A 22,518-nucleotide genomic window follows, 5' to 3' on the forward strand; every position below is an offset into this window, starting at 1 on the left:
GGCCAGCGTCCCGTCCCGGCGGGTCGGCGTCTTGCCCAGCGCGGGCGATCCTGTTAATCGAACGCGGATTTCAGTTCACGGCGGGCATGTCCCGCCCGTCAGACAAGGTATGACCCCATGGCCACCGAACGCACCCTCTCGATCATCAAGCCCGACGCCACCCGCCGCAACCTGACCGGCAAGATCAACGCCAAGTTCGAGGATGCCGGTCTGCGCATCGTCGCGCAAAAGCGCATCAAGCTGTCGGCCGAGCAGGCCGGCAAGTTCTACGAAGTCCACAAGGACCGCCCCTTCTATGGCGAACTGGTCGAGTTCATGGCCTCGGAACCGGTCGTCGTGCAGGTTCTGGAAGGTGAAAATGCCATCGCCAAGAACCGCGAAGTGATGGGCGCCACCAACCCCGAGAACGCCGATGCCGGCACCATCCGCAAGGAATTCGCGCTGTCGATGGGCGAAAACTCGGTCCACGGTTCGGACGCTGCCGAAACCGCCAAGGAAGAGATCGCCTTCTTCTTCTCGGGTCTTGAACTGGTCGGCTGATCGCCGCCCATCACGGACGGGAACGGGGCCCCTTCGGGGGCCCTTTTTCATGCGCGGATCATGGGCTTGGTTGCGGGACGGTGGCGGGCAGGCTATTGCCTTGGACAACGTTCAATCAATTTGGGGGCCAAGATGCGGGCATTCGTGTTTCCGGGACAAGGGGCGCAGGCCGTCGGCATGGGGCGCGAACTGGCCGAGGCCTATCCCGCCGCGCGCGATGTTTTCGACGAGGTGGACGAGGCGCTGGGCGAAAAGCTGTCGCAGTTGATCTGGGAGGGCGATGCCGAAACGCTGACCCTGACGCAGAACGCGCAACCGGCGCTGATGGCGACCTCGATCGCGGCCTTCCGCGCGATGGAGGCCGAGGGCATCAACATCAGCGACGCCGATTTCGTGGCGGGCCATTCGCTGGGTGAATATTCCGCGCTTTGCGCCGCAGGCGCCCTGACCCTGTCCGACACCGCCCGCCTGCTGCGTCTGCGCGGCCAGGCCATGCAGGAGGCCGTGCCCGTGGGCGTCGGCGCCATGGCCGCCATCCTGGGCCTGGATTTCGAAACCGTGGACCGCATCGCCCGCGATATCGGCGGCGACGAGGTCGTGCAGGCCGCCAATGACAACGACCTGGCCCAAGTGGTCATTTCGGGCCACAAGGGTGCGGTCGAGCAGGCCATGGCCGCCATGAAGGAAGCCGGTGCCAAGCGGGCGCTGCTGCTGCCGGTCTCGGCGCCCTTCCATTCGGTGCTGATGCAGCCCGCCGCAGCCGTCATGGCGGATGCGCTGGCGGGCGTCGACATCCAGGCCCCCGCCGTGCCGCTGATCGCCAATGTGCGCGCCGAACCGGTGATCGAGCCGGGCGCCATCCGCCGCCTGCTGGTCGAACAGGTGACCGGCACCGTGCGCTGGCGCGAATCCATGGCCAATCTGGCCGAGGGCGGCGTGACCGAGTTCTGGGAGATCGGCGCAGGCAAGGCGCTGTCGGGCATGATCAAGCGCATCGTCAAGGATGCGACCGTCCGCAACATCGGCGCTCCCGCCGATATCGCGGCGCTGAAGGCATAAGACATGACACGACTGGATGAGGCGAAGATGTTCGATCTGACGGGTAAGACGGCGCTGGTGACCGGCGCTTCGGGCGGCATCGGCGGCGCGATCGCCACCGCGCTGCATGGGGCGGGGGCGACCGTCGCCCTGTCCGGCACGCGCGAGGCCCCCTTGCGCGAACTGGCCGATGCCTTGGGCGACCGCGCGCATGTGGTTCTGGCGAACCTGGGCGATCCCGAATCGGTGGCGGCGCTGCCCAAGGCCGCGACCGAGGCGATGGGCAGCATCGACGTGCTGGTCAACAACGCGGGCATCACGCGCGACAACCTGTTCATGCGCATGTCCGACGACGAATGGTCGCAGGTGATGGACGTGAACCTGACCAGCGTCTTCAAGCTGTCGCGCAGCGTTCTGCGCGGCATGATGAAGGCGCGGTGGGGGCGGATCGTCAACATCACCTCGGTCGTGGGATCGACGGGCAATCCGGGGCAGGGCAACTATGCCGCCGCCAAGGCGGGGCTGGTCGGCATGTCGAAATCGCTGGCCTATGAGGTTGCAAGCCGCGGGATCACCGTGAACTGTGTGGCGCCCGGTTTCATCGCCACGCCGATGACCGACAAGCTGACCGACGACCAGAAGGCCAAGATCCTGACCCAGATCCCCGCCGGCCAGATGGGCAGCCCCGACGATATCGGCGCGGCGGTGCTCTATCTGGCCAGCCCCCAGGCGGGTTACGTCACCGGCACGACCCTGCATGTGAACGGCGGCATGGCGATGATCTGACGGGCTTGGGTCCTGCATGCAACGTCACGCGGGATCTGTTGCGAAAGCGGTTGCATGAAGGTTCATGGGTGCTATATCCCCGGCTTTAGCAGCAGGGGAACCGCCCTGTGCTGAATCGGGCCGCTTGCCCGTGCAAAAAATGGGCGGATGCCCGCGAGAATGAGGATATGACATGAGCGATATCGCTGATCGCGTGAAGAAGATCGTAGTCGAGCACCTGGGCGTTGACGAAGACAAGGTGGTCGAATCCGCTTCGTTCATCGACGATCTGGGTGCCGACAGCCTCGACACCGTCGAGCTGGTTATGGCCTTCGAGGAAGAGTTCGGGATCGAGATCCCCGACGACGCCGCCGAAACCATCCAGACGGTTGGCGACGCCGTGAGCTTCATCAAGGGCGCGGTCTGATCCGACGCTTTCGGTCGTCCGGTCACGGGCGACACTCATGACGGCGCTTCCCGCAAGGGGGGCGCCGTTTCTTCATTCTCCCCTTCTTCATCCCAAGGACATGAACGGAACCGGCGTGCGGCGGTTCGGGTTGTAGGCCCGAATGACGACAAAGGAGCTGATCATGGCTGTGAAGTTGAAGGGGCTGACCGATAACGCCCGCAAGACCGCAATCTCGGAACTCAATGCCCGGCTGGCGGATGGTCTGGCGCTGTCGATGGCCATCAAGCAGGCGCATTGGAATATGAAGGGCATCAACTTCATCGCCGTTCATGAATTTGTCGACGGGGTGAATGCCCGCCTGAACGATCATCTGGACACCTTTGCCGAACGCATCCAGATCCTGGATGGCGTCGCCATCGGCACCGCCGAAAACGTCGCCAAGGAATCGACGCTGAAGCCCTATCCCACCGATGTGACCAAGGTGAACGACCACCTGAAGGAATTGTGCGACCGTCTGCGCGATCACGGTGAAAACCTGCGCAAGGCCATCGACATTACCGACGAAGCCGGTGAGGCCGACACCGCCGACATCTTTACCGCCGCGTCGCGGACCGCCGACAAGGACCTGTGGTTCCTGGAAAGCCACTTGGAATAACGGACCCGTCGGACCGAAAGAAAGGGCGCCCCGGTGGCGCCCTTCTGCTGTCACGGGCGTCAGCGACCCAGCTTGGCGTGAACCTCGGCGATGTCGACCTCGCCCACGGGGAACTTGTTGTCCGGATCGTCGAAGTCGTATTTGAACAGCTGGAAATCGTCCTTGTAGATTTCCCAGATCAAGTGGCGCGACAGGTCGTCGAAATAATCGCTGACCTTATGGGTACGCTTGGGGCCGTGGCCTTCAGATTCGTTGAAACGTGGCACTTGGCCCAAATCGATCCCGACCTTGGTATCGGCGGCATCCAGGACCTTCTGCATGCCTTCGTTGAAGGTTTCGGTATGGAAGATCTGGTCATAGCGCCCGCCGTTCACAATGAAGGTCGAGATATGCCCGGACATGGCCGACCAGTGGATGTCGGGTTCCATCGGCTTGCGGAACCGGATGGTGTCGCGTGCGAACAGCAGGAAACGGCGAAAGCTGGTGACCTGATCGAAATCGAAGCCGTTTTCGGGGCTGCCGACATCGATGCCATAGCGTTGGGTCAGTTGTGGCACCAGGTTGCCGCGATAACGGCGGCCATTGCGCTGAATGCCGGCAATCTTGTCGAAGAACGACGACAGCAGGCGGGCATAGGGGTTCCTGACGCAGGTGAAGGACACGGCCTCATGGGCGCGGACGACCCGTTCGATCGGTTCGTGGCTGTGATCCTGGGCCCATTTGTGCAGGCCTTCGGTTGAATCGTGGATGTCACCGTCAAAGAAGTGCCCGTGATCGGAATGGTACATGATCTGGCCGATGGTCGAGCAGGCGCATTTCGGCACGACCCGATAGACCATGCTTTCACTTTCCGTCATCCAGACGCCGGGAAAACCCATACAAATACTTCTCCGAATTGCGAGCATCCGACCCGGTGAACGGGGGCCCAACGGCCGTGCTGCTTGTCCCAACGATAAAAATGGTTACACATTCAGAGCAAAACCGACAGAGATTTTCAACGTCTTACGTCTATTCGAATGTCATCATTGCGGGGGAAGTCTTCGAAACATGGCGCGCATTGCCTTCATTCTGCTGACCCACAAGGATCCACAGGGTGTGATCGATCAGGCGCGGCGCCTGACGGCCACGGGCGATTACGTTTCGATCCATTTCGACAAGCGCGCGCCCGCCGGGATGTTCCAGCAGATCAAGCAGGCGCTTGGCGACCATCCGGGCGTCGCATTCGCGCAAAGGCGGCTGAATTGCGGCTGGGGGGAATGGTCGCTGGTGGCGGCCACCCTTGAGGCGCTGCGTGCTGCCGAGACAGCGTTTCCCCAAGCGACCCATTTCTACATGCTGTCGGGCGATTGCATGCCCATCAAGTCGGGCGAATTCGCGCGCAATTTCCTGGATGACGAAGATTGCGACTATATCGAAAGCTTCGATTTCTTCGAAAGCGACTGGATCAAGACGGGTTTCAAGGAAGAGCGCCTGATCTATCGGCACTGGTTCAACGAACGCACCCAGAAATGGCTGTTCTACACCAGCTATGACCTGCAGAAGCGGTTCGATCTGACGCGCGCGGTGCCCAAGGACATCCAGGTGATGATCGGGTCGCAATGGTGGTGCCTGCGGCGCCAGACCATCGAGGCGATCCTGGAGCTGATCCGCCGCCGCCCCGAGATCGTGCGCTTCTTCAGCACCACCTGGATTCCCGATGAAACCTTTTTTCAGACGCTTGTGGCCCATGTGGTGCCCAAGACCCAGATCCGCACGCGGACGCTGACCTTCCTGATCTTCACCGATTACGGGATGCCGGTGACTTTCTACAACGATCACTATGACCTGTTGCTGCGCCAGGATTACCTCTTCGCCCGCAAGATCAGCCCCGAGGCGCTGGAGTTGCGGGCAAGGTTGGGTGCCTTGTGGCAGGCCACCGGCCAGAATTTTGCCATCGCGGCCGAAGGGCGGCGATTGTTCAGCTTTCTGACCGGGCGGGGTCGGATCGGTCGCCGCTTTGCACCGCGGTTCTGGGAAACGGATGGCAGCCTGGGCAATGACCGCGTCGCGCATATCATCGTGGCCAAGAAATGGCATGTGGCCAAGCGGCTGACCGCTGCGGCGCGGCGGCATACCGACATTCCCGCAGTCGATTACCTGTTCAACGAGGAAGAGGCCCACCTGCCCGAGATGGGCGGCGTCGAATCCTCGCTTGGCAAGCGCCAGCGCCACCGCCGCGCACTGGTCAAGCTGCTGTTCGACCAGTTCGGCGCCGAGAGGTTGGCCTTTTGCGTGGACCCGTCGGCCCTGTCGCTGATCACGGATTTCGACAATGACCGGTCCGAGGTGCGCATCCTGTTCATCGACTGCGCGTTCGACGACGATTACGTGCGCGGGCATATGGGCCGCGTCGGGCTGGTGGCCGACGATGCCCTGCAGGCGCCGATCGAGAGCCTGCTGCCCATCGTGCGCCGCGATCTTCAGCACGAGGCCGAGCGGCTGAAGGAGGCGGGATTCAGTCATCTTTCCATCATCTCGGAAACGGCAGGGCCGGCAAAGAACGCCGAGGCCCTGGCCGGTTTCTTCAAGATCCCGGCCGACAGCGCGCGTATCCTGGCCGAAACACCGCATCTTTTTGACGACTAGAAAGGTTTCACGATGGGCTTTGCCTATGACGACAGCAACATCTTCGCCAAGATCCTGCGCGGAGAGATCCCGAACGACACGGTCGCGGAAAACGATCACGCGTTGGCCTTCCGCGACATCTCGCCCAAGACGCCGACCCATGTGCTGGTGATCCCGAAGGGGGCCTATGTCAGCTTCGACGACTTTTCGGCCAATGCGTCGGACGCGGAGATCGCGGGCTTCATGCGGCTTTGCGCGCAGGTCGTGGCGTCCGAGGGCGTGGGCCTGGAGGCGGGCAACGGTTTCCGCGCCATCACCAATGCCGGAGAACACGGCGTGCAGGAGGTGCCGCATTTCCACCTGCACATCATGGGCGGCCGGATGATGGGACCGATGGTCAGCCTGCGCGACTGATCAGCCTGTCGCGCGGCAGGGTCACTTGTCGCGCGTCAGTTCGACGAAGACGTCTTCCAGGTCGGGCTGTTCGGTCGCCACATCCAGAATCGGGATGCCCGCGCCCCGCAGCGCATCCAGCAGCTGATCGGCCCGCAGGCGCGAGGGCGGATAGGTGATCGCCAACCGCCCATCCGTGCGGCGTTCGTGGCGCACGCCCTCGGGCAGGGGGGGCAGGGCGACCGGCCCGCCGGTGTCCAGCACCAGCGTCTTGCCGTCGGTGCGCGACAGCAGGTCGCGGGTGTTCTGACGCACCACCAGTTCGCCGTGGTTGATGATGGCGATCTCATCGCACATCTGTTCGGCCTCTTCCAGGTAATGCGTGGTCAGGATGATGGTCATCCCCTGTTCGTTCAGCTTGCGGACGTTGGACCACAGCATCTCGCGCAGGGTGATGTCGACGCCCGCGGTCGGTTCGTCCAGCACCAGGATCTGCGGGCGGTGCACCAGCGCCTTGGCCAGCAGCAGCCGCCGCTTCATGCCGCCCGACAGGTTGCGGGCATAGGCATTGGCCTGATCCGACAGACCTACCAGCGCCAGCAGCTCGTCCGTCCAGCGTTCGGATTTCGGAACACCGTAAAGGCCCGCCTGCACCTCGAGGCTGGCGCGGGGGGTGAAGAACGGGTCCATGTTCAGTTCCTGCGGCATGACACCGATGGCCGCGCGCGACTGGCGCGGGTTCACGTCCTGATCGAAACCCCAGATGACCACCTGTCCCGCGGTCTTGTTCACCAGACCGGCCAGGATGTTGATCATGGTGGATTTGCCTGCCCCGTTCGGGCCCAGCAGACCGAAGATGCTGCCCGCCTTGATGGTCAGGTCGACGCCCTTCAGGGCATGCTTGGCGGGGGCGTTGCCTTGGGCGGCATAGGTCTTGCGAAGACCGGTGATCTGAAGTGCATCGGGCATGGGACAATCCTTGCAGTGCTTGCGAAGGCAGGCGGCGCTGCGCTATTGGGGTTAGACCAGATGCAGCCCGCCGCCACAAGAAGGCCAGCCCATGACCCAGTCCGATCTCCATCACGTCACGCCCGAAACGCCCCAGTCGACCGAAACCGGACCCGAGGCGATGAACCTGCCCGCGCCCGTGACCGAAGTGGTCACCAAGTGGCGCGTCAGCTGCGACGGCGACGATGCGGCGGGTCTGGGCCATCCGCGCGTCTGGCTGGCCATCGCCCCCGAGGCGGGCTATGTCGATTGCGGATATTGCGACAAGCGCTTTGTCATCGACCGCGCGCACGCCCACGACGACCACTGATCCGCCGACCACCGATCCGTCCCGGCCCGGCAGGCCTTGCCAGCCCCCATCGAGAGGGCCGTCAAGGCCGGGTGGCGTCGCCACCCTTTCCAGGCCCGCGCGCGGCGTTCCGGCAGCGGTCGGAACAGTATTTGACCTGATCCCAATCCTTCGCCCATTTCTTGCGCCAGGCGAAGGGCAGGCCGCAGGTGGCGCAGGTCTTGTGGGGCAGGTCGCCCTTGCGGCGCATCTTGGGCATCGTCGTCTTTCCATCCGTGTCTGGAGATTTCGGCGCAGGCGTGGCAGAAGGCATCTCTGATCACAGGGGAAGTTGAGCATGAGCGACGCATTCGGCAAGGGCTGCCACCTGCATCTGATCGACGGATCGGCCTTCATCTTCCGCGCCTATCACGCGCTGCCGCCGCTGACTCGGAAATCCGATGGCCTGCCGATGGGCGCCGTCGCGGGGTTCTGCAACATGCTGTGGCGCTATGTCCAGAACGAGGACGGCAGCAGCGCCCCCACCCATGCGGCGGTGATCTTCGATCATTCGTCCAAGACATTCCGTAACGAGATCTTCCCCGACTACAAGGCCAACCGCCCCGAACCGCCCGAGGATCTGCGCCCGCAATTCCCGCTGACCCGCGATGCGACCCGCGCCTTCAACATCGCCTGCATCGAGACCGAAGGGTACGAGGCCGATGACATCATCGCGGCCCTGTCCTGCAAGGCGCGCGACGCGGGCGGCAGCGTCACCATCATCAGCAGCGACAAGGACCTGATGCAGCTGGTCGGCAACGGCGTCGACATGCTGGACCCGATCAAGAACAAGCTGATCGGCCCCGACGAGGTGATGGAGAAGTTCGGCGTCGGTCCCGACCGGGTCATCGACGTGCAGGCGCTGGCGGGCGATCCGGTCGACAACGTCCCCGGCGCGCCCGGCATCGGCATCAAGACCGCTGCCCTGCTGATCAACGAATACGGCGATCTGGACGCGCTGCTGGAACGCGCGTCCGAGATCAAGCAGCCCAAGCGCCGCCAGACGCTGATCGATCATGCCGACCAGATCCGCATCAGTCGCCGTCTGGTGGCGCTGGATTGCGACACGCCGCTGGATTTCACGCTGGACAGCCTGGAGGTGCGCGACCCCGAGCCGCAGGTCCTGCTGGACTTCCTGGCCACGATGGAGATGCGGACCCTGTCGGCCCGCATCGCCGAAAAGCTGGGCACCGAAGCCCCCGTCATCACCGCCCCGCCCGTGGCCGATGCGCCAGCCGCCCCCGAACAGCCCGCCATCGACACCGCCGCCTATGAAACCGTGACCGACATGGAGGTGCTGGATGCCTGGATCGCCGACATCCGCGAAGCGGGGCAGGTGGCCATCGATACCGAAACGACCGGCCTGGACGAGATGCGCGCCGATCTGGTCGGCATCTCTCTGGCCGTGGCACCGGGCAGGGCCTGCTATGTCCCGCTGGGCCATGTGGCGGGGGGCGACGACCTGTTCGGCAAATCCGCGCGGGTCGATGGCCAGCTGGATGCGCAGGCCGTTCTGGCGGCGCTGAAGCCTGTGCTGGAAGACCCCGCGATCCTGAAGATCGGGCAGAACCTGAAATACGACTGGAAGATCCTGGCGCGTCTGGGCATCCGGATGGCGCCCCTGGCCGACACGATGCTGATGTCCTATGCGCTGAACGCGGGTACGCATAATCACGGCATGGACGAATTGGCCGAACGCTATCTGGGCCACAAATGCATCCCCATCAAGGAGCTGATCGGATCGGGCAAAAGCCAGATCCATTTCGGCCAGATCGCCATCGACAAGGCCGCCCCCTATGCCGCCGAGGATGCGGATGTCACGCTGCGCCTTTATCAGCATTTCCTGCCGATGCTGCCCGACCAGCAGGTGATGACCGCCTATCAGACGCTGGAACGCCCGATGATCCCGGTGCTGGCCGACATGGAGATGGCGGGCATCCGCGTCGACGGGGCGACCCTGAACCAGATGTCGAACGCCTTCGCCCAGAAGATGGCCCAGCTGGAGGATGAGATCCACGCGCTGGCAGGCGAGAAATTCAACATCGGCAGCCCCAAGCAGCTGGGCCAGATCCTGTTCGAGACGATGGGTCTGGCAGGCGGCAAGCAGGGCAAGACCGGTGCCTTTTCCACCAGCGCCGACGTGCTGGAGGATCTGGCCGCCGAAGGTCACGACCTGCCCGCGCGCGTCCTGGACTGGCGCCAGATCAGCAAGCTGAAATCGACCTATACCGATGCGCTGCAGACCTATGTGAACCCCGAGACCGGGCGGGTGCACACCAGCTATTCCATCACCGGCGCGCAGACGGGGCGCCTGGCCTCCAGCGAGCCGAACCTGCAGAACATCCCGATCCGCTCCGAGGAAGGCCGCCGCATCCGTCAGGCGTTCGTCGCCCCGGAAGGATACAAGCTGGTCAGCCTGGATTACAGCCAGATCGAGCTGCGCATCCTGGCCCATGTCGCCGACATTCCCGCGCTGAAGCAGGCCTTCCGCGACGATATCGACATCCACGCCATGACCGCCAGCCAGATGTTCGGCGTCCCGGTCGAAGGCATGGACCCAATGATCCGCCGCCAGGCCAAGGCGATCAATTTCGGGGTCATCTACGGCATCTCGGGCTTCGGGCTGTCGCGCAACCTGCGCATCCCGCGGGCCGAGGCGCAAAGCTTCATCGACACCTATTTCGAACGTTTCCCCGAAATTCGCGCCTATATGGACAAGACGGTGGCCGACGCGAAACGGGACGGCTTCGTGCGGACCCTGTTCGGGCGCCGCATCAACACGCCGGGCATCAACCAGTCGGGCCCTGCGGCGGGCGGCGCGCGCCGTGCGGCCATCAACGCGCCCATTCAGGGGGCTGCCGCCGATATCATCCGCCGCGCCATGGTCCGCATGCCCGAGGCCATCAAGGATCTGCCCGCGCGGATGCTGCTGCAGGTCCATGACGAACTGGTCTTCGAGGTGCGCGACGATGCCGTCGACGATTTGATCAAGGCGGCGCGCGGCATCATGGAAAACGCCGCCGAACCGGTCATCAAGCTGTCGGTCCCCCTGACGGTGGAAGCCGGTCAGGGCATGAACTGGGCCGACGCGCACTGAACCGCCATACGTCTCCTTTGTGCAAATACCCATGAAGGGCGAGGTCTTGCCCGCCCTTCACTTTCTGTGCGCCGGCTGATAACCCGCACGCACCCGGTCGCAGCCTACCCGGGTCACAAAAACAAGGGTTACAGATATGAAGACTGCTCTCGTCTGCTCCGGCGGACTCGATTCCGTTTCGCTGGCACACAGCCTTGCCGGGCAGGGCCACCTGTCACGCATCATCAGCTTCGATTACGGCCAGCGCCATCGCAAGGAACTGGACTTTGCCGCCGCCTGCGCCCGCCGCCTTGGCGTGCCGTTCCACCTGGTCGATCTGTCGGGCTTGGGTGCGGCGCTGTCGGGATCAGCCCTGACCGATGACATCGATGTCCCCGACGGCCATTACGCCGAGGAGACCATGCGCATCACCGTCGTCCCCAATCGCAACCCGATCATGCTGACCACCGCCTTCGGCATCGCGGCGGCCAATGGCGACGATGCGGTAGCGGCAGCGGTGCATGGCGGCGATCACTTCATCTATCCCGACTGCCGCCCAGCCTTCACCGATGCCTTCGGCGCGATGCAGAAGGCGGCGCTGGACGGCTATGCTGATATCACCCTGCACGTGCCCTTCGTTCGTGCGACCAAGGCTGACATCGTGGCCGAGGGCGCGCGCCACAACACGCCGTTTGCGAAAACCTGGTCCTGCTACAAGGGCGGCGATCGGCATTGCGGGCGCTGCGGCACCTGCGTCGAGCGGCGCGAGGCTTTCCATCTGGCGGGTGTGGCCGACCCCACGGATTACGCCGATCCCGATTACTGGCAGGCGGCCATCGCCGCGCATGAGGGGGCGTAATGTACCGGATCAGCAAGGAATTCCACTTCAGTGCCTCGCATCAGCTGTCGCATCTGCCGGGTGACCATCAATGCGCGCGGCTGCATGGGCATAACTACATCGTCGTGGTCGAACTGGCATCCGCCGATCTGAACGCCGACGGTTTCGTGCGCGATTACCACGAATTGAAGCCGCTGAAGGATTACATCGACGGGACCTTCGATCACCGCCACCTGAACGACGTGCTGGAGGGCCCCTCGACGGCCGAGAACATGGCGCGGCATTTCTTCGACTGGTGCGCCGCCCGCTGGCCGGAAACCACCGCCGTCAGGATCAGCGAGACGCCCAAGACCTGGGCCGAGTACCGCCCATGACCCGCCTGCGCATTGCCGAGATCTTTGGCCCCACCATTCAGGGCGAGGGCGCGCTGATCGGCGAACCCACCGTCTTCATCCGCGCCGGCGGCTGCGATTACCGCTGCAGCTGGTGCGATTCGATGCATGCCGTGGACAGCGCCTTTCGCGACACATGGGCCCCGATGGAGCCCGCGCAGGTCTGGGAACAGGTGCGCGATCTGTCGGGGGGCGTGCCGCTGACGGTGTCGATTTCGGGGGGCAACCCGGCCATTCAGGATTTCGCCCCGGTGATCGCGATGGGCAAGGCCGAAGGATACCGCTTTGCCTGCGAAACCCAAGGATCGGTCGCGCGGCCTTGGTTTGCGGATCTGGACATGCTGGTGCTGAGCCCCAAGCCGCCCTCCAGCGATCAGGTGGTGGATTGGGACGCTTTCGAGGCCTGCGTTCAGGCGGGCCGGGGCGCGGGGCAGACGGTGATCAAGATCGTGATCTTTGACGACCGCGACTATCAGTGGGCGCAGGATGCCGCCGCCCGCCATCCCGAACTGCCGCTTTACTTGCAGCCCGGCAACCCCGAGGTCGACCCCGATGTGCCGGTCGCGGCGCAGGATGTGGCGGATCGGCTGCTGTGGCTGGTCGAGAAGGTGACGGCGGATCGCTGGTTCCGGCCCCGCGTCCTGCCGCAATTGCATGTGATGTTGTGGGGAAATCTGCGCGGAGTGTGATTGCGTCCCGCGACGCCGGGGGGCCTGCTGCCCCCCGGACCCCCCGCTGCCCGCACCTCAGCCGAGCAGTTCGCCGCGCAGTGAATTCGTGGCGCTTTCGATGATGCGCACCTGCACCAGATCGCCGATCTGGCCCTGCGGCGCGTCGACGAAGACCGAATGCAGGTAATCGGACTTGCCGATCATCTGGCCCGCCTCGCGGCCCTGTTTTTCAAAGAGGACGCCAAGGGTCCGACCGACCATATCCGCTTGGACGGCGCGTTGCTGGCGCGTCAGCAGGGCCTGCAATTCCTGCAGGCGAGCATCGGCGACGGCGGCCTCGACCTCGGGGCGGTCATAGGCGGGGGTACCGGGGCGGGGCGAATACTTGAAGCTGAAGGCCGTGCCGAAGCCCACCTGTTCGACCAGGCGCAGCGTGTCGGCATGATCCTGGTCGGTTTCGCCCGGGAAGCCGACGATGAAATCGCTGGTCAGCAGGATGTCGGGGCGGGCGGCACGGATGCGGTCGATCAGCCGCAGATAATGGTCCGCCGTATGCTTGCGGTTCATCGCCTTCAGGATGCGGTCGCTGCCCGACTGGACCGGCAGATGCAGATAGGGCATCAGCTGCGGCACGTCGCCATGGGCGGCGATCAGGTCGTCGGCCATGTCGTTGGGGTGGCTGGTGGTATAGCGGATGCGGTCCAGGCCCTCGATCTCGGCGATGGCGCGGATCAGGCGACCAAAGCCCCATTCGCGGCCATCGGGTCCGACCCCGTGCCAACCGTTCACGTTTTGGCCCAGCAGCGTCAGTTCGCGCACGCCGCGCGCGACCAGGTCCCGCGCCTCGGACAGGATGCGGTCGACGGGGCGGCTGACCTCGGCCCCGCGGGTATAGGGGACCACGCAGAAGGCGCAGAACTTGTCGCAGCCCTCCTGCACGGTCAGGAAGGCCGCCGGGGCGCGGCGGGTGGCCATGCGTTCGGGCAAGTGGTCGAACTTGTCCTCGGCCGGAAAGTCCGTGTCGATGTTCGGACCCTCGCCCCGCGCCATGGCGGGCAGGCGGTGATAGGATTGCGGGCCGACGACCAGATCGACCAACGGCATGCGGCGGGTGATCTCGGCCCCCTCGGCCTGGGCCACGCAGCCCGCGACGCCGATCTTCAGATCGGGTTTCGCGGCCTTCAGCGGCTTCAGCCGGCCCAGATCCGAATACAGCTTTTCCGCCGCCTTTTCGCGGATATGGCAGGTGTTCAGCAGGACCATGTCCGCATCGGCCTGGTCCTCGGTCAGGACATAGCCTTCCGCGCCCATGGCCTCGGCCATGCGCTGGCTGTCATAGACGTTCATCTGGCATCCATAGGTCTTGATGAAGAGTTTCTTGGCCGCCGGGGCGGTCCTGGCTTGATCGGTCATGCCACGCTGTCCTTGGGGTTCGCGCGCTGATACAGGAAAGCCGGACGATTGGGAAGACGGGCATGGACAGCGATCTGGTCACGATCAGGAATATCGGTCCGGCGACGGCGGCATCGCTGATCGCCGCGGGCATCCCCGATGCCGCGACATTGCGGGCGATGGGGGCGGACGCGGCCTATCGCGCCATGCTGGGGATGGGAGAGCGTCCGCATTTCATCGGTTACTATGTGCTGCACATGGCCCTGCAGGGGCGACCGTGGAACGATTGCAAGGGCGACGAAAAGATCGCCCTGCGCACGCGTTTCGATGCGCTGGTGGCCGATGTCGGGGGCGGGCGGCTGTCCGGCATCGAGGCCGAGCTGGATGCCATCGGCCTGCGCCGCCCCCCTGGGGGTCATTCGTCCTTCTGAAGGGTCTCGAAGCGCAGGCCCTTGGCGCTGCGGTCGGGAAAGCCCGTCCAATAGCTGTGATCGGCGGTCGGCTGGCCGGCATCGTCCAGTGCCGTGACCCCGTCGTCCGAGGCAGGCGTCAGGTCCAGAAAGCGCGCCTTGTCCTCCTCGCCCTTCAGGTGCAGGTCGAAATAGGCGGTCGCGAAATGCTGCAGGATGTTGTTCATCCGCACCGTGTCCCAGACCGCATCGGCGTAATGGTCGAAGGGCGCACGGCCCAAAGTTTCGGAATGCTGCCACGATTCGACCGGCGCGGGCATGGCGGCGGCGGCATTGTGGTTGGCATCGTCGAAGGTCAGCAGGTGGCGCGTGGTGCCGGTGGTCTGGTCGAAGATCTGGCGGATCGCGTCATATTGCGACACGTCGTCGGCGCTGCCTGCAACCAGCATCAGCGGCTTTTCGAAATCCGCCAGCCCTTCGGTATCCCAGAATTCATACTGGCGGCCCCAGGGGGCGATGGCGATGACGGCCTTGACGCGCGGATCGACCAGATCGGCATGGTCGTCGCTGCCCGATTGCAACCGGGCCAGCAGGGTCTGCGGCGGCACGAAGCGTTCGGGCTGGTCGCGCATGACGGCGGTTTCGGAAAGCCCCGCGCCCCCAAAGATCATCGCGCCATAGCCCCCCATGGAATAGCCGACGACACCGGTATTCTCGGCATCCGTGATGGCGCCCAGATCGTCCTCCAGCGCCGCCATGCTGTCCAGCAGAAAGCGCTGGTCCACCGCGCGGTTCACCAAGGTCGAGGTGAAGGGCCCCATGTCGTCATAGGTGCTTTCGGGATGGTCGGCGGCCACCACGACATAGCCTTTCGAGGCCATGTTCTCGGCCAGGTGGCTCAGCAGATAGCGGTTGCCGGGAAAGCCATGGGACACGATCAGCAGGGGGAAGGTCCCGTCCGCAGGCGTCGCGTCGCGGCTGGCGCGGCCATGCAGCTGGATCTGCGTTTCGCCGTCGCGCAGCATGGTATCATAGGCGACGCCCGGTGCAGTGCCTTGGGCTGCGGGATACCAGATCTCGGCGGGCAGGGTGCGGGGGCCGCGCGGCGGCGTGCCCTCGGCGGTGGTGGCCTTGACGTCGATGCGGTCGGGGTCGGTGAATTCCGCTGCGCGCACGCCGACGGGGAAGGGGCCATAGGGGGCCAGTTCCGGGGCGTCGGGGCGGATCATGTCGATGCGGTTCACCTGTGCCTCCTGCTGGGCATCCTGGGCTGCCTCTTGTGCGGCAAGCGGCGCGGCGCAGGCCAGCGCGGCGGCGGCGGCCATCATAAGCTGTCTCATGCGGGGTCCTCCTCGGGGTTCGTGCAGACTGTGCATGGGGTTCGCGCAGCTGACAAGCGTGACGGGCGGTCATCGGGGCGATGCCGAAAGGCCCCATTGAACGCGCGCTGTGGCGCGGATAGCCTGCCCTCAAGATCCGGTTGAGGAGCATCACCATGACGACACCGCAAAGCTGGGAAGCACGCGCCGACGAATATTCCCTTTACGGCTTCACCGACCTGCCAAGCGTGCACAAGCGCGGTGCGGTCGTGCTGACCCATGGCGAAGGCCCCTATGTGGTCGATGTGAACGGCAACCGTTATCTGGATGCCAATTCGGGCCTGTGGAATATGGTCGCGGGCTTTGACCACAAGGGGTTGGCCCAAGCTGCCAAGGACCAGTACGACCGCTTTCCGGGCTATCACGCCTTCTTCGGGCGGATGTCCGACCAGACCGTGATGCTGTCGGAAAAGCTGGTCGAGGTGTCGCCGTTTTCGCGCGGCAAGGTGTTCTATACGAACTCGGGGTCGGAAGCCAACGACACCATGGTCAAGATGCTGTGGTTCATGCATGCATCCGAAGGCAATCCGCAGAAGCGCAAAATCATCACCCGCTGGAACGCCTATCACGGCGTGACGGCGGTCTCGGCCAGCATGACCGGCAAGCCGTACAACGAGGTCTTCGGCCTGCCGCTGCCGGGCTTCATCCATGTCGGCTGCCCGCATTTCTGGCGCTATGGCGCCGAGGGCGAGACCGAGGATCAGTTCACTGCCCGCCTGGCGCGCGAGCTGGAGGAAACGATCCAGAAGGAAGGCGCCGACACCATCGCGGGCTTCTTCGCTGAACCCGTGCAGGGTGCGGGCGGCGTCATCCCGCCGTCGAAGGGGTATTTCCAGGCGGTCATGCCGATCCTGAAGAAATACGGCATCCCGATGATTTCGGACGAGGTGATCACCGGCTTTGGGCGCACCGGCAACACCTGGGGCGCGCAGACCTATGACTTCATGCCCGACGCGATCATCAGCTCCAAGAACCTGACGGCGGGGCTGTTCCCGATGGGTGCGGTGATCCTGGGGCCGGAACTGGCCGACCGCCTGCAGGCCGCGATCGAGAAGATCGAGGAGTTCCCGCATGGCTTCACCGCTTCGGGGCATCCGGTGGGTTGCGCGGTTGCGCTGAAGGCCATCGACGTGGTGATGAACGAGGGGCTGGCCGAAAACGTCCGCAACCTGGCGCCGCGTTTCGAGGATAATCTGCGCCAGCTGGCGACCAACCCCAATATCGGCGAATATCGCGGCGTCGGCTTCATGTGGGCGCTGGAGGCGGTCAAGGACAAGGCCACCAAGACCCCCTTCGACGGGTCGCTGTCGGTCAGCGAACGCATCGCCAACACCTGCACCGACATGGGCCTGATCTGCCGGCCCCTGGGCCAGTCCATCGTCCTTTGCCCGCCCTTCATCATGACCGAGGCGCAGATGGACGAGATGTTCGAAAAGCTGGACAAGGCCCTGGGCAAGGTCTTTGCCGAGGTCGCCTGACGCGTTCCTTGACGGGCCTGACATTGCGACGCCCGGCCCGTCAAAGGGCCGGGCGTTCGTCCATGAGGGTGGGTTTCATGGGATCCGCAGGGGCGCCATGTCGCCTTGGCGCCAGACCGGCCCGTCCTTGCCGAAATCGACCGCCACGGCGCCCGTGCGGCGCAGGCTGGCGGGATCGAACAGCAGGCAGTCGGGCGTCTTCAGCCCCGTCTTTTCCGCCGCCACGACGATGCGCTTCGCGCGGCAGACCTTGGCCGCGCGTTCGCCCGACCCCTTGCCGGTCAGGTGCCACAGCTGCCAGCCCTCCGGCAGGTCGGCCCACCGGTCGCGGGTGTCCCCCTGCCAGGCGGGGCGGGCGGCCGAGATGTCCTGCGCGGCCATGTCGCCATCTTCCTGCAGCCAGGACGAGGTGACGAAGGACCCGCCCTTGGGTTTGGACATCGCGCGGCCCTGATTGGTCATCAGGCCGACGGCCTCGCCCTCGGGGGCGATCAGGATCAGGGGGCGATGGGCGGTCGCCCAGATGGCGGCGGCCGCGACCATCATCGCCATGCCCACCGCCAGCCCGCAGGTCTGGGCCATGTTCCGATGCGCCTTGGCACGCCAGCACAGGATGGCCAGCACGGCACCGAATTCCATCATCGGGATGACGGCGGAAGGGGGTTTCGACACCGCCATGACCGCGCCACCCAGACCCGCCACGTATTCCGCCACCAGCAGCATCCATTGCGTGCCGATCCCCATGACCCACAGGGCCGGCGCCTCGGCCCCGACCAGGGCCAGGATCGCGCCGATGACGCCTGCGGGCATGACCAGCGTGCCCATGACCGGCACCGCCAGCAGGTTGGCCAGCAGGCCGTATTGCGCCATCCGGTTGAAATGCGCCGCAGCGATCGGCGAGGTGGCCATCGCCGCCACCAGCGACGACACGATCAGCATCGCCAGGGGCCGGATCCACCACGGAACATTCGGTGCGATCCGCGACCAGGGGCCATAGCTGATGATCAGCGCGATGGTGGCTGCGAAGCTCATCTGGAAACCCGCGCCAGTGACGGCCTCGGGGGTGAGGATCAGGATGACGGTGCCCGCCAGCGCCACAGAACGGAAGGATATCGCCCGTCGGTCGGCCAGGATCGCGCCCAGCATGACGGCGACCATGACGAAGGCGCGTTCGGTCGCCACGCCCCCGCCCGACAGCCACAGATAGGCCGCCGCCGCCGCCAGCGCACCGCCCGCCGCCCATTTGTGCAAAGGCCGGCCCAGCCCGATCCCCGCACCCTGCACCGCCACGGTCAGCAGCCGCAGCCCCGAATAGACGAAGCCCGCCAGCATCCCCATGTGCAGCCCCGAGATCGAGATGATGTGGTAAAGGTTCGAGGCCCGCATCACCTCGTTCGTGTCCTCGGAGATGCCCGACCGGTCCCCCGTCATCAGCGCCGACGCCACCGCGCCCGCCTGACCACCGATCCGCTCGCGGATGGCGGCGCTGACCTTCAGCCGCGCGCGATGCAGCCACCAGAGGCCGCCTTGGGGCAGGGCCACCGACATGATGGGCGTGCGCGCATAACCCACCGCGCCCAGTTCCTGAAACCAGGCATAGGTGCGGAAATCAAAGCTGCCGGGGGCCGCGGGCGGTGACGGCGGTCCCAGATGACCGGTCAGCATGACACGCTGGCCCAGGGGGGGCAGGTTGGCATCGGGGTCCATCAGCGACAGGCGCACCTTGGCCGGCGTGCGGTCGGGCGCCAGATCGCGCAGCAGGACCTGGTCCAGCGTCACCCGCATCCGATCGCGAGAGGATCGGTCAATCTCGGTCACGCGCCCCTCGATCGGGCCGTAATAGCGCCATTCCAGCACGGGGGCGGCCACCTGGGCGGCGCGGAATGCCGCCAGCCCCGTCCCAAGGCCCACCAGCATCACCGCCAATGCGCCAAGGTGTATGGCATCGGCGGCCTGCCAGCCGATCAACCCCCGACCGGCGATGCGATGCACCCGCAATGCGACCGCCAGCGCCACCGCGACCAACAGGGCCAGCGCCGCCCATTGCCACGCGACCAGCAGCGCAGGCTGCCAGAACCACAGCGCGATCCCCACTGACAGCAGGACAGGCACCCAAGGGAACAGACCCGCGCGCGCTGCGGCGGCAGGGCGGGGAAGAATGGCGGCTGTCGGGCGCATCGCCGGGGCCGCGCCCGTTTGGGGCAACATCCTTGTCCTTTCGCGGCCTGTTGATTATCAATTGCGCGCAAGGATGGCATGGCGACCGTTACCAAAGCGTTAACGCCCGATCGCCCGTGTCGCATCATGATATTTTCCGAAGGCTCACATGTCCGAAACCCCCTCTGTCGTCACCCGTTTCGCCCCTTCGCCCACCGGGTACCTGCATGTCGGGGGCGCGCGCACGGCCCTGTTCAACTGGCTTTACGCCCGTGGCCGGGGCGGCAAGTTCCTGCTGCGGATCGAGGATACCGACCGCGCCCGGTCCACCCCCGAAGCCACCGCCGCGATCCTGAAGGGGCTGGAATGGCTGGGCCTTGACTGGGACGGCGAACCCGTCAGCCAGTTCGAACGCAAGGACCGCCATGCCGAGGTCGCCAACCAGATGCTGGCGGCGGGCACGGCCTACAAATGTTTCTCGACCACCGAGGAAATCGCTGCTTGGCGCGAGGAAAACCCCCGTCAGCCTTTCATCAGCCCCTGGCGTGACGCGACGGAACTGCCCGATGCGCCCTATGCGATCCGCCTGAAGGCCCCGCGCGACGGCGAGACCGTCATCGCGGACCAGGTGCAGGGCGATGTGCGCGTGGCCAACGACCAGCTGGACGACATGGTGCTGCTGCGCAGCGACGGCACGCCCACCTATATGCTGGCCGTGGTGGTGGATGACCACGACATGGGCGTGACCCATGTGGTGCGCGGCGACGACCACCTGACCAACACCGCGCGCCAGATCCAGATCTATGACGCGATGGGCTGGGACCGTCCGGTCTTTGCCCATATCCCGCTGATCCACGGCGAGGACGGCAAGAAGCTGTCCAAGCGTCACGGCGCGGTCGGCCTGCATGAATTCGCGGCCCTTGGCTATCCGCCGGCGGCCATGCGCAACTATCTGGCGCGCCTTGGCTGGAGCCATGGCGACGACGAGCTGTTCGACGATGCGCAGGCCCGCGAATGGTTCGACCTGACGGGCATCGGCCGCGCGCCCGCGCGGCTGGATTTCAAGAAGCTGGAGCATGTCAGCGGCTATCATATCGGCCAGATGGCCGATGCCGATGTCATGAAGGCGTTGCAGGATTACGTTAGGGAATCGGACAGCCAACCCCTGACGCAGGTGCAGCATCAGCGCATCGAGGCCGCCATGCCCGCCCTGAAGGAAAAGGCGAAAACGCTGCCTGCATTGCTGAGCCAGGCCCGTTTCGCACTGGTCGAACGCCCCATTCAGATGGACGAGAAGGCGGCCAAGAATCTGGACTCGGTATCCCGTGGTATGCTGAAATCATTGACTGCCGCAGTGCAGAATGGTAGCTGGACGCGAGACGAGCTGGAGGAGGCTGCCAAGCAGGTCGCGGAACAACACGGCGTGGGCCTGGGCAAGATCGCCGGCCCCTTGCGGGCTGCCTTGGCAGGGACCAGCGCCACCCCCAGTGTGTTCGACATGATGACTGCGCTTGGTCGCGACGAAACGCTGGCCCGGCTTCAGGACCAGACCGATTTGGCAGGCTGAAGCCTGCTTTCACTTGTCCGCATGGCCTGTCCGTTTCGATGACGCGCCATGCGGCTTAGCCGGAAAGGACGTACAGGATGGCAGACAAGAACGCCACACTGCGAATCAACGACAAGGATTACGAACTTCCGATCCTCAGCCCGACGCAGGGGCCGGATGTCCTGGACATCCGCAAGCTGTACGGCCAGGCCGACGTCTTTACCTATGACCCCGGCTTCACTTCGACCGCCAGCTGCGATTCGACCATCACCTTCATCGATGGCGACAAGGGAGAGCTGTGGTATCGCGGCTATCCCATCGAACAGCTGGCCAGCCAGTCGAACTATCTGGAAGTGTGCTATCTGCTGCTCTATGGCGAACTGCCCACGACCGCGCAGATGGAAGATTTCCGCACCCGCGTGACGCGTCACACGATGGTGCATGAACAGATGCACAACTTCTTCCGCGGGTTCCGCCGCGATGCGCATCCGATGGCCACGATGGTCGGCGTCGTGGGGGCCATGTCGGCCTTCTATCACGACAGCACCGATGTCAGTGATCCCTGGCAGCGCGAGGTCGCATCGATCCGCCTGATCGCCAAGCTGCCGACGATTGCCGCGATGGCCTATAAATACTCGATCGGTCAGCCCTTCGTGTATCCCAACAACGAATTGGATTATGCGTCCAACTTCCTGAACATGTGCTTCTCGGTCCCGGCCGAGAAATACAATGTCGATCCCGCCCTGGCGCGCGCGATGGACCGCATCTTCACCCTGCACGCCGATCACGAACAGAACGCCTCGACCTCGACGGTGCGTCTGGCCGGGTCGTCGGGGGCCAACCCGTTCGCCTGCATCGCGGCGGGCATCGCCTGCCTGTGGGGTCCGGCCCATGGTGGCGCCAACCAGGCCTGCCTGGAGATGCTGCGCGAGATCGGTACCGTCGACCGCATCCCGGAATTCATCGCGCGCGCGAAGGACAAGTCCGATCCGTTCAAGCTGATGGGCTTTGGCCACCGGGTCTACAAGAACTTCGACCCGCGCGCGACGGTGATGAAGGAATCCGCCGACGAGGTTCTGGACCTGCTGGGCGTGGGCGACAACCCGACGCTGCAGGTCGCCAAGGAACTGGAGAAGATCGCGCTGGAGGACGAGTACTTCATCGAGAAGAAGCTCTATCCCAACGTCGATTTCTATTCGGGCATCATCCTGGAGGCGATGGGCTTCCCCACCTCGATGTTCACGCCGATCTTCGCGCTGTCGCGCACGGTGGGCTGGATCGCGCAGTGGAAAGAGATGATCGGCGATCCGCAGAACAAGATCGGCCGTCCGCGCCAGCTGTATGTCGGTTCGGAAAAGCGCGATTACGTCGATTTCTCGAAGCGCTGAGATTGGCTGAACGCAGGAAGGGGCCCCGTTCGCGGGCCCCTTTTTCATGCG

At 64.7% G+C, this 22,518-nt stretch carries 22 protein-coding genes; 16 read left to right on the forward strand and 6 right to left on the reverse strand.

Features of this window, described 5'->3' with window-relative positions; genetic code table 11:
• Nucleotides 1-117 precede the first annotated feature (117 nt).
• The 5 genes from ndk (at nt 118) to dps (ending at nt 3,407) form a co-directional block, all read left to right on the forward strand.
• Nucleotides 118-540, forward strand: coding sequence for a nucleoside-diphosphate kinase (gene ndk / locus DKT70_RS09480; RefSeq protein WP_072296445.1), 423 nt, complete (start codon nt 118-120; stop codon nt 538-540).
• A 132-nt stretch (nt 541-672) separates the two neighbouring features.
• Nucleotides 673-1,599 (forward strand): ACP S-malonyltransferase, encoded by a 927-nt coding sequence (gene fabD, locus DKT70_RS09485; protein WP_111558945.1) that lies wholly within the window; start codon nt 673-675, stop codon nt 1,597-1,599.
• Between the two features lie 27 nt (nt 1,600-1,626).
• Nucleotides 1,627-2,364: a 3-oxoacyl-ACP reductase FabG gene (gene fabG / locus DKT70_RS09490; protein WP_111558946.1), complete on the forward strand. Its 738-nt coding sequence runs from the start codon at nt 1,627-1,629 to the stop codon at nt 2,362-2,364.
• A 172-nt stretch (nt 2,365-2,536) separates the two neighbouring features.
• The gene (locus tag DKT70_RS09495) at nt 2,537-2,770 is read left to right on the forward strand and encodes an acyl carrier protein (protein WP_072296443.1); all 234 of its coding nucleotides are present in this window, start codon (nt 2,537-2,539) and stop codon (nt 2,768-2,770) included.
• Between the two features lie 163 nt (nt 2,771-2,933).
• Nucleotides 2,934-3,407: a DNA starvation/stationary phase protection protein Dps gene (gene dps, locus DKT70_RS09500; RefSeq protein ID WP_111558909.1), complete on the forward strand. Its 474-nt coding sequence runs from the start codon at nt 2,934-2,936 to the stop codon at nt 3,405-3,407.
• A gap of 59 nt (nt 3,408-3,466) precedes the next feature.
• Here dps and DKT70_RS09505 read toward each other — a convergent pair whose 3' ends face one another.
• Nucleotides 3,467-4,285: a sulfotransferase family protein gene (locus DKT70_RS09505; RefSeq protein WP_111558910.1), complete on the reverse strand. Its 819-nt coding sequence runs from the start codon at nt 4,283-4,285 to the stop codon at nt 3,467-3,469.
• Between the two features lie 169 nt (nt 4,286-4,454).
• Between DKT70_RS09505 and DKT70_RS09510 the strand changes: the two genes are divergently transcribed.
• Nucleotides 4,455-6,032 carry a DUF5928 domain-containing protein gene (locus DKT70_RS09510; RefSeq protein ID WP_111558911.1) on the forward strand — a complete coding sequence of 526 codons (1,578 nt, stop codon included), beginning with the start codon at nt 4,455-4,457 and terminating at the stop codon, nt 6,030-6,032.
• A gap of 12 nt (nt 6,033-6,044) precedes the next feature.
• Nucleotides 6,045-6,425: an HIT domain-containing protein gene (locus DKT70_RS09515; RefSeq protein ID WP_111558912.1), complete on the forward strand. Its 381-nt coding sequence runs from the start codon at nt 6,045-6,047 to the stop codon at nt 6,423-6,425.
• Between the two features lie 21 nt (nt 6,426-6,446).
• Here DKT70_RS09515 and DKT70_RS09520 read toward each other — a convergent pair whose 3' ends face one another.
• Complete coding sequence (locus DKT70_RS09520) at nt 6,447-7,373, reverse strand: ABC transporter ATP-binding protein (protein ID WP_111558913.1); 927 nt, start codon at nt 7,371-7,373, stop codon at nt 6,447-6,449.
• Between the two features lie 160 nt (nt 7,374-7,533).
• Here DKT70_RS09520 and DKT70_RS09525 point away from each other — a divergent pair, with 160 nt between their 5' ends.
• Complete coding sequence (locus DKT70_RS09525) at nt 7,534-7,722, forward strand: zinc-finger domain-containing protein (RefSeq protein ID WP_072296845.1); 189 nt, start codon at nt 7,534-7,536, stop codon at nt 7,720-7,722.
• A gap of 61 nt (nt 7,723-7,783) precedes the next feature.
• Here the strand turns inward: DKT70_RS09525 and DKT70_RS09530 are convergent, their stop codons facing one another.
• On the reverse strand, nt 7,784-7,960 hold the full coding sequence (locus DKT70_RS09530; protein WP_111558914.1) for a DUF2256 domain-containing protein: 177 nt from the start codon (nt 7,958-7,960) through the stop codon (nt 7,784-7,786).
• A gap of 78 nt (nt 7,961-8,038) precedes the next feature.
• Here DKT70_RS09530 and polA point away from each other — a divergent pair, with 78 nt between their 5' ends.
• The 4 genes from polA to queE all read left to right on the forward strand — a co-directional run bounded on the left by polA (nt 8,039) and on the right by queE (nt 12,735).
• The gene (polA, locus tag DKT70_RS09535; protein WP_111558915.1) at nt 8,039-10,837 is read left to right on the forward strand and encodes a DNA polymerase I; all 2,799 of its coding nucleotides are present in this window, start codon (nt 8,039-8,041) and stop codon (nt 10,835-10,837) included.
• Nucleotides 10,838-10,973: 136 nt separating this feature from the next.
• Nucleotides 10,974-11,675, forward strand: a complete 702-nt coding sequence (gene queC / locus DKT70_RS09540) for a 7-cyano-7-deazaguanine synthase QueC (protein ID WP_111558916.1) — start codon at nt 10,974-10,976, stop codon at nt 11,673-11,675.
• Complete coding sequence (queD, locus tag DKT70_RS09545) at nt 11,675-12,028, forward strand: 6-carboxytetrahydropterin synthase QueD (RefSeq protein WP_111558917.1); 354 nt, start codon at nt 11,675-11,677, stop codon at nt 12,026-12,028. Before queC ends, queD begins: the two co-directional genes overlap by 1 nt.
• Complete coding sequence (gene queE / locus DKT70_RS09550) at nt 12,025-12,735, forward strand: 7-carboxy-7-deazaguanine synthase QueE (RefSeq protein WP_111558918.1); 711 nt, start codon at nt 12,025-12,027, stop codon at nt 12,733-12,735. The genes queD and queE overlap by 4 nt, the downstream gene beginning before the upstream one ends.
• A gap of 57 nt (nt 12,736-12,792) precedes the next feature.
• On the opposite strand, the gene miaB is transcribed toward queE, so the two are convergent.
• Nucleotides 12,793-14,130, reverse strand: a complete 1,338-nt coding sequence (gene miaB / locus DKT70_RS09555; protein WP_111558919.1) for a tRNA (N6-isopentenyl adenosine(37)-C2)-methylthiotransferase MiaB — start codon at nt 14,128-14,130, stop codon at nt 12,793-12,795.
• Nucleotides 14,131-14,192: 62 nt separating this feature from the next.
• Between miaB and DKT70_RS09560 the strand changes: the two genes are divergently transcribed.
• Entirely contained in the window at nt 14,193-14,540 is a 348-nt protein-coding gene (locus tag DKT70_RS09560) for a TfoX/Sxy family protein (protein ID WP_111558920.1), read from the forward strand.
• Here the strand turns inward: DKT70_RS09560 and DKT70_RS09565 are convergent.
• Nucleotides 14,525-15,859: an alpha/beta hydrolase family protein gene (locus DKT70_RS09565; protein WP_111558921.1), complete on the reverse strand. Its 1,335-nt coding sequence runs from the start codon at nt 15,857-15,859 to the stop codon at nt 14,525-14,527. The two genes, DKT70_RS09560 and DKT70_RS09565, sit on opposite strands and share 16 nt — an antisense overlap.
• A gap of 155 nt (nt 15,860-16,014) precedes the next feature.
• Between DKT70_RS09565 and DKT70_RS09570 the strand changes: the two genes are divergently transcribed.
• Nucleotides 16,015-17,376 carry an aminotransferase gene (locus tag DKT70_RS09570; RefSeq protein ID WP_111558922.1) on the forward strand — a complete coding sequence of 454 codons (1,362 nt, stop codon included), beginning with the start codon at nt 16,015-16,017 and terminating at the stop codon, nt 17,374-17,376.
• 75 nt (nt 17,377-17,451) lie between these two features.
• On the opposite strand, the gene DKT70_RS09575 is transcribed toward DKT70_RS09570, so the two are convergent.
• Entirely contained in the window at nt 17,452-19,554 is a 2,103-nt protein-coding gene (locus DKT70_RS09575; RefSeq protein WP_233490513.1) for a ComEC/Rec2 family competence protein, read from the reverse strand.
• Between the two features lie 148 nt (nt 19,555-19,702).
• Between DKT70_RS09575 and gltX the strand changes: the two genes are divergently transcribed.
• Complete coding sequence (gltX, locus tag DKT70_RS09580; RefSeq protein ID WP_111558924.1) at nt 19,703-21,100, forward strand: glutamate--tRNA ligase; 1,398 nt, start codon at nt 19,703-19,705, stop codon at nt 21,098-21,100.
• A gap of 77 nt (nt 21,101-21,177) precedes the next feature.
• Complete coding sequence (locus DKT70_RS09585) at nt 21,178-22,467, forward strand: citrate synthase (RefSeq protein ID WP_111558925.1); 1,290 nt, start codon at nt 21,178-21,180, stop codon at nt 22,465-22,467.
• Nucleotides 22,468-22,518: the final 51 nt, after the last annotated feature.

The sequence above is a fragment of the Paracoccus sediminilitoris genome, from assembly GCF_003259195.1.
Lineage (GTDB): Bacteria > Pseudomonadota > Alphaproteobacteria > Rhodobacterales > Rhodobacteraceae > Paracoccus > Paracoccus sediminilitoris.